Raw genomic sequence first — 11,405 nt, forward strand, 5'->3', positions numbered from 1 at the left:
GGAGGCGGGCCGGTCAGGGTTGCGGCGGGTGCGGCAGGTCGACCACCCGGGTGGCCCACCGGGCCATCAGCGCCGGGTCGTGGGTGATGAGCAGGACCCCGGCGGCGTGCTCCCGCTGGTAGTCGGTGATGACGGCCGCGAGGTGCGCCTGGGTGGAGGCGTCGAGCATGGCGGTGGCCTCGTCGCAGAGCAGGTAGTCCGGCCGGTGCACGAGCGCGCGGGCGAGGCAGGCGCGTTGCAGCTGCCCGTCGCTGACGGCGTGGGGGCGGCGGGCGAGCAGGTCGGGCGTGAGGCCGACGAGGTCGGCCAGCTCCGCCGCGCGGGCCCGCGCCGGCGCCTCGGGCGTGCCGGTGGCGCGCAGCGGTTCGGCGATGATGTCGGCGAGGCCCAGCCGGGGATCGGTGGCCGCGCGGGGACTCTGGAACAGGATCGCGACGCGGGTACGGACGGCGGCGGGCAGCCGGTGCCGGGCGCCCGCGATCCGGTGACCGTCGAGGGTGACGTGCCCGGCCTCGGGGGCGTGCAGCAGGGCCAGCACCCGGGCGAGGGTGGACTTTCCGCTGCCCGAGGGCCCGCGCAGGCCGACCGTCTCGCCGGGGGCGACGCGCAGGTCGACGCCGTCGAGGACGCGCCGGCCACCGTAGGAGACCGCGACCCCGTGGGCGGCGAGCGCGGTAGTGGTCATGCCGGCGGTGCTGGTCATGCCGGCGCTCCGGCGGTGCTGGTCATGCCGGCGCTCCGGCGGTGCTGGTCATGCCGGCGCTCCGAGGGTCAGCGGGTGGTGACAGGCGATCCGGGCCGGGGCGCCCGCCGAGGGCGCGGGCGGGGTGCGGCAGACGTCGGTGACGCGGTCGCAGCGCGGGGCGAAGGCGCAGCCGGGAGGCAGGTCGGTGAGCATCGGCGGATGGCCGGGGACCGGCCGGAAGGCCCGCTCGGGCAGGGCGTCGAGCAGGCCGGCGGTGTAGGGGTGGGCGGGTGCCGCGAACAACTCGGCCGTCGGCCGCCGTTCCACGATCCGGCTGGCGTACATGACGGCGACCGTGTCGGCGACCCGGCGGGCGGCCGCCAGGTCGTGGGTGATGAGCAGGACGGCGCCGCCGGCGTCACAGCGGCGGCGTAGCAGGTCGAGGGTGTGGTCGACCAGGGGCCGGTCGAGGCCCGTGGTGGGTTCGTCGGCGAGCAGCAGCGGCGGGTCGGGGGCGAGGGCGAGGGCGGTGGCCAGGCGTTGGGCCATGCCGCCGGAGAGCTCGTGGGGATAGCGGTCGAGGTCGGCGGGGTCGAGCCCGACGTCGTCGGCGACCCGCTCGGCCGCCGCGGGCGCCTCGCGCCGGGTGCGCCCGTGGGCGCGCAGGGTCTCCTCCAGCAGCCGCCGGCCCGTCCGTACGGGGGTCAGGGCGGTGGCGGGGCTCTGCGGGACCAGCCCGACCGCGCGGCCGCGTACGGCGCGGGCGAGGTGTCGCTCGGGGGAGTTGACCAGGTCGACCTGCGCCCCGGTGGGCGGGCGCAGGCGGGCGTGCCCCGTGACGGTGGCGTTACCGGGGAGCAGGCCGAGCAGGGCGTGCGCGAGCACCGACTTGCCGCAGCCGGACTCCCCGACCACCGCCAGGAGTTCGCCCGGGTGGACGGTCAGGTGCAGGTCGGTAACGGCCTGCACGACGGCGTCCCGGAGCTGGAAGCGGACGGTCAGCCCGTCGACCTCCAACAGGCCCGGCCGACCGTCGGCGGCGGCACCGGCGGGGGCGGTGAGGGCGGCGGTGTCGGCGGGGGCGGCGGTGGGCTCGCGGGTGGTGGTCACAGGTGCAGCTCCGCTCGTACGCGCGGGTCGAGGCGGTCGCGCCACCGGCCGGTGAGGGCGGCCAGGGCCAGCGTGACGACGACGAGGAGCAGGCCGGGCACGATGCTGGCCCACCAGGCGCCGGTGAGCAGGGACCGCTGCCCATCGTTGATCATGTTGCCGATCGAGGCCAGGTGCGGGGGCAGGCCCAGGCCGAGGAAGGACAGCGCGGTCTCGTGCCAGACGGCGTGCGGCACCATCAGCGTGGTGGCCAGCGCCAACCGCGGCAGCACGTGCGGAAGCAGGTGCCGGGTGATCACCCGGGTGCGGCTCGCGCCGCCGGAGATCGCGGCGTCGACGAACGGCCGGGTGCGCAGGCTGAGCAGCTCCGACCGGACGATGCGGGCGGTGGAGAGCCAGTGCGTCAGCCCGATCGACAGGATCACCGCGCCCAGGCTCGGGCGCAGCATCGCGACGATGAAGATGCCCAGCAGCAGGTGCGGCAGCGCCGCGATGGTGTCGACCACCCGCATCAGCACGCGGTCGACCCAGCCGCCGAGGGTGCCGGCCACCGCGCCGACGAGGCCGCCGATCACGGTGGCGACGAGCGCGGCGACCGCGCCGACGAGCAGCGAGACCCGCAGGCCGTAGAGGCCGCGGTGGGCCACGTCGCGGCCCAGGTCGTCGGTGCCGGCCGGGTCCGCCCAGGAGGGCGCGAGCCGGGTCCGGGCCAGGTCCACCGCGCTCTCGTCGAGCGGCCAGAGGACGGGGGCGAGGAGGCAGGCCAGGCCCGCGCCGACGAGCACGGCCCAGGCGACGGCGGCACCGACCCGGCCCGTACGCGGCTTCGGCCGCCGGAGCGGGGCGGGCAGAGCGAGGTCAGTCATCGAGGCGTACCCGGGGATCGGCGGCGGCGTAGGCGAGGTCGGTGCCCAGGTTCGCGGCCAGCACCACGACGGTGGTGGCCAGGGTCGTGGCGGCCAGCAGCGGGAAGTCGCTGCCCAGCGCGCCCTGTACGGTGACCGCGCCGAGGCCGGGCAGGGAGAACACGGTCTCCACGAGGACGGCGCCGCCGATCAGCTCTGGCAGGTGGGTGCCGACGAGGGTGAGGAACGGCAGCAGGGCCGTACGCAGGGCGTGGCCGAACAGGACGGTGCGGCCGGGCAGGCCCCGGGCCCGGGCGGCGAGGACGTGGTCGTCGCGGAGGCTGTCGGCGACGGCGTCCCGGATGAACAGCACGAACCACGGCGTCTGGGCGATCGCCAGCACGCCCACCGGCAGGATCAGGTGCCGGGCCACGTCGGCGGGGTCGGTGCCGGTGGCGGTGATGTCGGTGAGCCCGCCCGCCGGCAGCCACCCGAGGGTGAGGGCGAACAGGGCGATCGCGGCCAGCCCGATCCAGAACACCGGCATCGACTGCACGGCGTACGCGGTGGCGCGCAGCGCCCGGTCGAACCAGCCGCCACGGCGGTACGCGGCCAGCGTGCCCAGCAGCAGGCTCGTCACGAGGACGAGGGCGAGGGCGGCGCCCACGAGCAGCAGGGTCCAGCCGGCGCGGGCGGCGAGCACGGAGGTGACCGGTTCGTGGCGACTGGTGGACCAGCCCAGGTCGCCCTGGAGCAGGTTGCCGACCCAGCGCAGGTACTGCACCGGCAGCGGGTCGTCGACGCCCCAGTTGGCGCGGATCTGCGCCAGGTTCTCCTCGGTGGCGGTGAACGCCGCCGCGCCCGCGTACTGCTGGGCGGGGTCGATGGGCGAGGCCGCGCCGAGGGCGAACATGCCGACGCTGGTGGCGGCGAGGATGGGCACGGCCACCAGCAGCCGCCGGCGGACCACCGTGCCGGCTCCCGCCAGCCGTCGGGGTCGGCGCCGGGCGGTGGTCCTCGCCGGGGGCGGCGCGGCGGGCGGGGCTGGGGTCTTCGCTGTCGGGGCGGGCGTCGTCACGACTTCCTCGTCCAGGTGTGGATGTTCCACCAGAGGCTGTTGGCGACGTCGTGCTCGTGCGGCTCCACCCGGGGGGTCACGCCGACGACCGCGTCCTTCACCACGTAGGTGTGCTGGAGGTAGGTGAGGAACACCCACGGCATGTCGGTGGCGAGCTGCTTCTGGAACGTGGCGTACGCGGCCTTGCGGGCGGCCGGGTCGGCGTTGGCGCGGCCGTCCTGCAACGCCTTGTCCACCACGGGCGACCGGTAGGAGCCGGGGTTGAAGAAGCCCTGGCCGGCGAAGGCGGAGCCGAACAGCTTGTAGGAGACGAAGTCCGGGTCGTACGGGGTGCCGTAGCCCATCACGAGCGCGTCGCTGCCCATCCGGGGGGTGATCGCGTCCCAGGTCAGCCCCTCGGGGGTGATCTTGATGCCGACCTTCTTCGCGTCGGCGGTCACGGCGAGGGCGAGTTCCTTGCGGAGGCTGTCCGTGGCCGGGTACATCAGCGCGAACGCCGCCTGCCGGCCGTCCTTGGCACGGATCCCGTCCGGGCCCGGCTTCCAGCCGGCGGCGTCGAGGCCGGCGGTCGCGGCGGCCGGGTCGGCGGCAGGCCTGCCCACGATCGACGGTTCGGCGAACTCCGACGTCGGCGGGACCGGCCCGAACGCGGGCTCGCCCGCCCCGCCGAGCAGCCCGGTGACCATCGCCGCGCGGTCCACCGCCGCGTTCAGTGCCCGCCGCACCGCGAGGTCGGCGGTGACCGGGTTGCCCATCGGCAGCATCACGCCCCGGTAGTCGGCGGTGGGCACCCGCTGCACCCGGTAGCCGGTCTGCCCGTCGAAGCCGGTGGTCAGCTTCGGCGCCAGCTCCGCCACGTCGAACTCCCCCGCCCGCATCCGCTGCGCGCGTACGTTGTCGTCGGCGACGAACGCCACCACCACGCCGCCGTTGGCGGGCCTGCCGCCCCACCAGCTCTCGTTGGCCGCGAGCACGAGCCGGTCGCCCGGGGTCCACGACGTCACGCGGTACGGGCCGGTGCCCACCGGCTTGCGGTTGAACTCGGCCTTGTTGATGTCCTGCCCGGTCAGCGCCTTGGCCGGCACGATCCCGAGGGCCAGCCGCTGCGCGAAGGGCGCGTAGGCGTACTTCAGGGTGAACACCACGGTCGACGGGTCGGGCGCGGTGACCGAGGCGAGCATGTCCAGGTCGGAGCGGAGCGTGGAGTCGACCTTCGGGTCCAGCACCGCCTGGTAGGTGAAGACCACGTCCTGGGCGGTGAACGGGCTGCCGTCGTGGAACAGCACGCCGTCGCGCAGCTTCGCGGTGACCGTCCTGCCGTCCGCCGACACGGTCGGCAGCTCGCGGGCCAGGGCCGGCACCAACTCGTTGCGGGCGTCGCGGGCGACCAGCCCGTCGAAGATCAGGGAGCCGCCGTCGACCCCGAAGTTCAGCACCGGGTTCAGCGCGTCCGGCTCACCCGCCGTCGCCACGACGAGCGTGCCGGCGCCGGCCGCGCCCGTCGACGTGGTCGTCGGCGAGGAGCAGCCGGTCACGGCGAGGACGCCGGCGACGGCCACCGCCGCCACGCGCTTGGACACAGGCGTACCCATCACATGCTCCCGGGTCTGTTCTTCGCACGACCGCCCGGCGTTCGCACCCGGGCCGGCGTCCTGATCTTGGCCGACGTGCCCGCAGCGGTCCACGGTCACGAGCGGGCGGACGCCCCGGCGATGGTCTGGATCGTCGCGCCCGGGGCAGCCGGCCACTAACGCCAGCATTCCGCAATTGCCAATCTTGTGCAACAAGCGCCGGACGGCCATGTAGCCGAGGCCACACCCCGTCCACGTCGGAGCGCGACGGTCAGCCGGCGTCGCCGCAGTCGTACGCGGCGCGGGCGCGATGGACCTGCTCGATGTGCGTCTCGGCCCAGTTCTTGATCGCCTGCTGGATCGGAAGAAGGGTACGGCCCAGCGCGGTGATCTCGTAATCGACGCGCACCGGTACCGACGGCGTGACGGTGCGGGTGAGCAGTCCGTCGCGCTCCAGCTTGCGCAGCGTCTGGGTCAGCATCTTCTGGCTCGCGCCGGGGATGGTGCGGCTCAGGTCGCTGTAGCGCAGGGGCCCGTCGGCGAGGGCGGCGAGGACCAACGTCACCCACTTGTCGCTGAGCGTCGCCAGCAACTGGTGGCCCGGGCACTGGGCGAGGAAGGCGTTGTACTCGTCGCGCTGGTGCTCCCGCAGCTGCGCGGCGCTCAGGGTCGCCATGACGGACCTCCGGGAGGGTTACGCACCTTCGGGTACCTACTTACCGCCGGAGAGTAGCAGCCCTAGCGTGAGCGGCATGAAGGCTGTTGCCGTACGCCGCTTCGGCGGCCCCGAGGTCCTGGAAGTCGTCGACGTACCCGTGCCGGAGGCCGGGCCCGGCCAGGTGCGTGTCCGCGTGGCCGCGGCGGCGGTCAACCGGATCGACCTGTCCACCCGCAGCGGTGCGCTCAGCGAGGCCGGCCTGCTCGCCCCCGCCCCGGTGGTGTGGCTCGGCTGGGACGTGGCCGGGCAGGTCGACCAGATCGGTCCCGGCGTCGACCGGTTCGCCGCCGGGGACCAGGTGATCGGCCTGCGCGACGTGCTGTCGGCCGGCGGCGCCCAGGCGGAGTACGTCGTCCTGGACGACCGCGCGGTGGCCCCCGCGCCGACCGGCGTCCCCGCCGCACGGGCCGCCACCCTGCCGCTCGCCGGACTCACGGCCGACCGGTCGCTCGCCCTCACGGGCCTGCGTGCCGGGCAGACGCTGCTCGTCACCGGCGCCGCGGGCGGTGTCGGCGGGATGCTGCTCGAACTCGCCGCCATGCGGGGCGTGCGCACCGTGGCCGTCGCGGGCACGGACGACGAACCGCTCGTCCGCGGCCTGGGCGCGACCTGGTTCGTGCCGCGTACGCGACGGCTCGCCGAGGCCGTACGCCGAGAGGTTCCCGGCGGCGTCGACGCGGTGGTCGACGCGGCGGTGGTCGGCGTCGCGGCGCACGAGGCACTGCGGCCGGAGGGCACCTTCGTGGCCCTGGTCGCACCGTTCGCGCCGCCGCCCCTGCGGGCCACGCGCGTCGTCGTGCAGGAGGTGTTCGCCGACGGCGCACGGTTGACCGAACTGGCCGCGCTGGTGGGCGCGGGACGGCTCAGCCCACGCGTCGCGGACACCCTGCCGCTGGACCAGGTCGGCGTGGCCCATGACCGCCTCGCCGCGGGCGGCCTACGCGGGCGCCTCGTCCTCACGCCCTGACCACACCCGGACGCCCGGCGCTCTCGTCGTCGGGTCAGCCGACGGGCAGGGCGGCCAGCCAGTCCTGCCAGGCCCGCTCGGCCCGGGCCGGGTCCTGCCCGGGGGCGAAGACGTGGTGGCCGAGGACCAGGGCGTCGCCGCGCTCGGCACCGGAGTGCAGGAACCGGTAGAGCGCGTCGGCGGTGCGGACACCGACGTAGGTCGGCAGGCCGGCCAGGTCGACGACGCCCTCGATCGGCGGCAGCCCGGCGACGGTGAACCGGACCCGCTCCCCCTCGGCGAGCGGACCGGCCACGCCGAGGGCGTCGGCCACGGCCGGCCACACCCGGTCCGCGCCACCGACGCCCGGGCGGAAGGCCGAGACCGGGGTCGCGGTCCGGCCCGGGTAGTGGGCGAGGTACGCGGCCAGCGTCCCGAGGTACATGTCCCAGCCGATCCCCATGGCCTCGTACTCGGTCTCCCAGTCGTCCCCGAGGACGCCGCTCTGGACGAGCCGCAGGGTCGTGCTGCCCCGCTCGCGGCCCTCGATCAGGTATTCCATGGCCATGAACGTGCCGTCCGGGGCCGGTTCGGTGCGATCGGCGAGCCGCTTGCCGGGCTCCCACGCGGTGATCGTCGACTCCTCGACGTGGCCGGCCATCGTCAGGCGGGTCCGGCCGCCCTCGCCCGGCTCGACCTCGGTGCGGCCCATGAACCAGGAGTCGATGCCCGGACCGGTGGCGATGGCCTCCCACACCTGCTCGGGCGTGGCGGCCAGCTCGACGTCCTTGCGCAGCTCGAAGTGGTGTCCCATGTCAGTGCTCCTCGTTCGCGGTTCTGTCGTCGGGGTCGGCGCTGGGGTGCAGGGCGACCACCACCCGGTGCTCGCGCCCGCCGGGGGCGTTCTCGTCGTGGTACCTGCCGACCAGGGCGGTGACGGTGGCCGCCAACTCCTCGGCGAAGGCCGCCCGGTCGGCCGCCGAGGCGAACCGGACGGTGCCGTCGACCGCGAACGTCGCCACCCGCTGCTTCGCCCGCTCCGCGCCGGTGACGAGCGCGCCGACGTCCTGCACCAGGCGGGCGGCCAGCGCCAGCAGCCACCGCGCCGACAGCCGGTCCGGCGACTGCGCCGGGTCGGGCCGGACGGCGGCGAGGGCGGCGGGCGAGATCACGTACGACGCCGCGGTGGCCCGCATGACCCGCTCGGTCACGTTGCCCTTGCGGCGCTCCTCCACCAGCTCGACGAGGCCGTGCTGCTCCAGCGCCCGGAGGTGGTAGTTGACCTTCTGTCGGGGCAGGCCGACGCGGGCGGCGAGCATCGTCGCCGAGGCCGGCTCGGCGAGCGCGGCCAGCAGCCGGGCCCGCATCGGGTCCAGCGACGCCTCGGCCGCCGCCGGGTCCTCGATCACTGCGATGTCGAACATGGGCACAGCGTCCCACCGACAATTTTTCTTGTCAAGACAACTGGAATTGTCGGTTGACTTCGGAGCCGACCCGCCGCCGCAGCCTGCGGCGGCAGCACGCGTTGCCACCGCAGGCTGGTCACCTCTGCCGGTCCACGAACGAGGCGTCCCGACCCACCTGGTAGACCCGACCGCCGAGACTGGCGGACGCGTGCTGGGTGACGGTCATGGGTTGCGTCGGCGCGTTGGCCGCCGAAACGATCCGCTCCACCAACGCGGCTTGGTTGGGATCGTCCGCCAACCGGGTCAACAGCACACCGGCGACCTGGTTGCGCAGTGCGTTGCTGGCCGCGTCCCGATCGCTGCCGGGCAACGTCGTTAGGTCCTCCCGCCGCTTTTCAAGCCATTCCAGCGCCACCGCATCACGCTCGTCGCTGCCGCCGACCAGCCGGGCAGCCGTGCCGCGTACGGCGGCCCACGCCTCAGTCGTCATCGCGGCCACCAGCGCGCCCGCGCCGGCCTGCGCAAGCTCCGCCCACTGATTCATATCCACGTATGCCCTCCTTCTCAGGTCAGACGTCAGCTTCGGCTGATGTCCTGGACGACGCCCGGGCACCGTTGACCCGGTCGTTTCGTGGCCGGGGCCCCGATGCGTCGTCGGAGGCCCTTGGTTGGGGCGCCGCCGACCGTCGCAGACGTTGCGCCAGCTCCTGTACGGCCCTGTTCCCCTCGGCCTCGATCTGTGCGGTGTGCCTGCGGACCTCGAAGTCGATGCGCTGGCGCCGCATGTCACCGTCGGCCCTGGCGCGGTGGCGCTGGACATCGAGGTCCTCGGCCACGGTCGACTCGGCACTGCGCGTTGCCTTTTCGTGAAGACGCTCGGTGCTCGCGATGCGCTGATCCACCAACCGGTCGTACGCCGTGGCCCCGGTCATGAACTTCACCAGCACCGGAAGGCAGTCGATGAGAATGAAGAAGATGCGGATCAGCCAGGTCGCCGCGAGCAGGGACGGCGCGTCGTCCGAGAGGTCACCGAGTGCGTCCAGTCGCTCCAGGAAGCCGATCGCACGCTGGTGGCTCGCCAACTCGACCACCTGCCTGTCGATCTCGGCGGCCCGTTGCTGCTCGGCGGTCTCGGTCCCGGTACGGACCTGCAACTCCAATTCGGAAATCGTTCTCTGCAGGGCCGCAAGACGTTCGTTGTCCGCCCCGATCGGGTGTTCCGCCTCGAACGACTGCGCCTGGCGTTCGAGGCGTCGGCAACGCGGGCCCTCGCCCACCTGACCGCTGAGTCCGCTGCCCCTGGCACCCGCGCATTCCCGCCGGGTCAGATCCCTCAGCCGGCGCAGTTCCGCGGTGTCCTCATCGATCTGCTTCCGCAGCGCTGACGCGTCCTTCCGGGCGGCGGACAGTTGGCTGGCGGCACCGGTTGGAGTTGCTCCTGACGCGACGACGAAAGGCCGGCAGTCCGACGGCGGCGTGATCGTCCTCGCCTGGGAATCCGTGGGCAGCGGGTTGCAGGCGACGATGTTTCCGCGAAGGTCGTCAAGTTCCCCTTTGCGCCCGTCCTGGATGTGCTGCACCACCGCCGTGTGAAAGATCTTGAGCACCAGAGGTTCGGCCACCACGACACCCAGGAACACCGCGACCACCAACCTGGGCACCAGCACCGACGCCCGCCGCCGCCACTGCGACCCGGTCGACGTGGCCACCAGCCAGCGGTCGAGGTTGAGCACGAACAGCATCCACGCGAGCACCGGCGGGGCGAGCCACCAGTAGTTGCGGCCGAACACCGCACTCAGCGCGTTCCACATCGAGAACCCGGCGAGCACCGCCGTCCCGAGCACGACCCCGCCCAGTGCGGTGTATCGGGCACGCTCGGTCGGAACCCACGCCAACATCTCCTCGTCGACGCCGGTCAGCACCCGCAGGTAGCGGCCGGGGCCTCGGTCCTTCGGGGCCTTCTCCACGTGCACGCTGGCGTCACTGTCGGTCGTCGGCTCCTGCACGGCAGCCGCCTCCGGCGACGGCCCCTCCTGGGGACTACGGCTGTTCATCATTCAGTTCGTCCTCGTCCAGGAGCAGATCGTCGCCGCCCTCGGCGGTGATGCTGCGGGGCCGCTGCCCAGGCCCGCCGCCGGACTCGATCCCGGAGGCGGGCTCCGACCGACGCAGTCGGAGGCTGTCGGTGAACGCCTGCACGAGCAGGCTCGGATCGACGTTCAGACGCTCCAGGTGGCCGTCCTTCTGCAAGATGGCCAGCAGTTCCGTGATCTTGCCCTGGTCTTCCGCCGATCGGGCGTAGGCCCGGTCGGCGGCGTGGGACACCCTGGTCTCGCCACGGGCGATGGCCAGGGCCTCCAGCACCTCGGGGCCGGTACGGATCAGGTCGGCCAGTTCCTCGGCCTGCTTCGTGACGAACCCACCCTCGAGGTCCTTCAGGTTCTGCTGCCACTTCGTGTCGCGGATCTTCGAGGCGTGGTCGACGAGCGCGGACGGCGTCGCCACCTCGACCATCCCGAACTCCACCTCCATTCCCCGGATCCGAGGCGGGTGGATGGTGCAGTACGCACTCAGCTCGGCGTTGACCTCGTCGCGGACCTCGTTGATGGCGTCGACGGGATAGCTGACGCCCAGGCTGTCGAGCTCCCGGTCCCGCTTGATGTGGTCGAGTAACGGCCCGGTCACGTCGAGCAGGCCGTCCCGGACGACGGTCTCGGGGTCGGTGACGCGGCACTGGAAGGCCACCCGGACGCGGAACACGTCCGCCGGGCTCTTCGACGGGATCCGTATGTCGACCGTGACCCGCCTGGGGCGTACGTGAACGAGGCTGACGGCGACCGCCTCCACCACCGCCTCCTCACGGCCGGTGAGGTGCCGACGGTCCTCGAAAACGGCATACCGATTACCCAGATCGAATACGAGGACCGTCCCCGGCTCCTGCCGTGGCAGCTCAGAAAGGTCTCGCCGGGCAAACTTGAGGAAGGATGAGCGGGGTCGGTCGAGTGGGCGTTCGGAGATCACTGGATAGGTACTGTCAGTCATCGGG

The 11,405-nt window shown here is 73.5% G+C and carries 12 protein-coding genes; 1 reads left to right on the forward strand and 11 read right to left on the reverse strand.

All coding sequences use genetic code 11. The features are described from left to right. Window positions 1-13: 13 nt before the first annotated feature. The 6 genes from ACPXCB_RS23910 to ACPXCB_RS23935 all read right to left on the reverse strand — a co-directional run bounded on the left by ACPXCB_RS23910 (window position 14) and on the right by ACPXCB_RS23935 (window position 5,965). Window positions 14-703, reverse strand: coding sequence for an ABC transporter ATP-binding protein (locus ACPXCB_RS23910; protein ID WP_425877766.1), 690 nt, complete (start codon window positions 701-703; stop codon window positions 14-16). 48 nt (window positions 704-751) lie between these two features. After that, window positions 752-1,795, reverse strand: coding sequence for an ABC transporter ATP-binding protein (locus tag ACPXCB_RS23915; protein WP_425877767.1), 1,044 nt, complete (start codon window positions 1,793-1,795; stop codon window positions 752-754). Continuing rightward, the gene (locus tag ACPXCB_RS23920; protein ID WP_425877768.1) at window positions 1,792-2,661 is read right to left on the reverse strand and encodes an ABC transporter permease; all 870 of its coding nucleotides are present in this window, start codon (window positions 2,659-2,661) and stop codon (window positions 1,792-1,794) included. Before ACPXCB_RS23920 ends, ACPXCB_RS23915 begins: the two co-directional genes overlap by 4 nt. After that, window positions 2,654-3,718, reverse strand: coding sequence for an ABC transporter permease (locus ACPXCB_RS23925; RefSeq protein ID WP_425877769.1), 1,065 nt, complete (start codon window positions 3,716-3,718; stop codon window positions 2,654-2,656). The genes ACPXCB_RS23920 and ACPXCB_RS23925 overlap by 8 nt, the downstream gene beginning before the upstream one ends. Beyond that, window positions 3,715-5,310, reverse strand: coding sequence for an ABC transporter substrate-binding protein (locus ACPXCB_RS23930; RefSeq protein ID WP_425877770.1), 1,596 nt, complete (start codon window positions 5,308-5,310; stop codon window positions 3,715-3,717). The genes ACPXCB_RS23925 and ACPXCB_RS23930 overlap by 4 nt, the downstream gene beginning before the upstream one ends. A gap of 250 nt (window positions 5,311-5,560) precedes the next feature. Next, window positions 5,561-5,965, reverse strand: a complete 405-nt coding sequence (locus ACPXCB_RS23935) for a winged helix-turn-helix transcriptional regulator (protein WP_425877771.1) — start codon at window positions 5,963-5,965, stop codon at window positions 5,561-5,563. Between the two features lie 76 nt (window positions 5,966-6,041). Between ACPXCB_RS23935 and ACPXCB_RS23940 the strand changes: the two genes are divergently transcribed. Then, complete coding sequence (locus ACPXCB_RS23940; protein WP_425877772.1) at window positions 6,042-6,974, forward strand: NADP-dependent oxidoreductase; 933 nt, start codon at window positions 6,042-6,044, stop codon at window positions 6,972-6,974. Window positions 6,975-7,008: 34 nt separating this feature from the next. On the opposite strand, the gene ACPXCB_RS23945 is transcribed toward ACPXCB_RS23940, so the two are convergent. From ACPXCB_RS23945 to ACPXCB_RS23965, 5 genes are all read right to left on the reverse strand, one after another. Next, a complete protein-coding gene (locus ACPXCB_RS23945; protein ID WP_425877773.1) occupies window positions 7,009-7,767 on the reverse strand; it encodes an SRPBCC family protein in 759 nt (252 codons plus the stop codon). A 1-nt stretch (window position 7,768) separates the two neighbouring features. Next, entirely contained in the window at window positions 7,769-8,377 is a 609-nt protein-coding gene (locus ACPXCB_RS23950; protein WP_425877774.1) for an ArsR/SmtB family transcription factor, read from the reverse strand. Window positions 8,378-8,495: 118 nt separating this feature from the next. Further along, on the reverse strand, window positions 8,496-8,909 hold the full coding sequence (locus tag ACPXCB_RS23955) for a hypothetical protein (RefSeq protein WP_425877775.1): 414 nt from the start codon (window positions 8,907-8,909) through the stop codon (window positions 8,496-8,498). Window positions 8,910-8,928: 19 nt separating this feature from the next. Further along, on the reverse strand, window positions 8,929-10,365 hold the full coding sequence (locus ACPXCB_RS23960) for a DUF4407 domain-containing protein (RefSeq protein WP_425877776.1): 1,437 nt from the start codon (window positions 10,363-10,365) through the stop codon (window positions 8,929-8,931). A gap of 34 nt (window positions 10,366-10,399) precedes the next feature. Further along, on the reverse strand, window positions 10,400-11,401 hold the full coding sequence (locus tag ACPXCB_RS23965; protein WP_425877777.1) for a hypothetical protein: 1,002 nt from the start codon (window positions 11,399-11,401) through the stop codon (window positions 10,400-10,402). Window positions 11,402-11,405: the final 4 nt, after the last annotated feature.

Origin of the sequence: Micromonospora sp. DT62 (genome assembly GCF_049847285.1) — a bacterium.
In the GTDB taxonomy this organism is placed as follows: domain Bacteria; phylum Actinomycetota; class Actinomycetes; order Mycobacteriales; family Micromonosporaceae; genus Micromonospora; species Micromonospora reichwaldensis.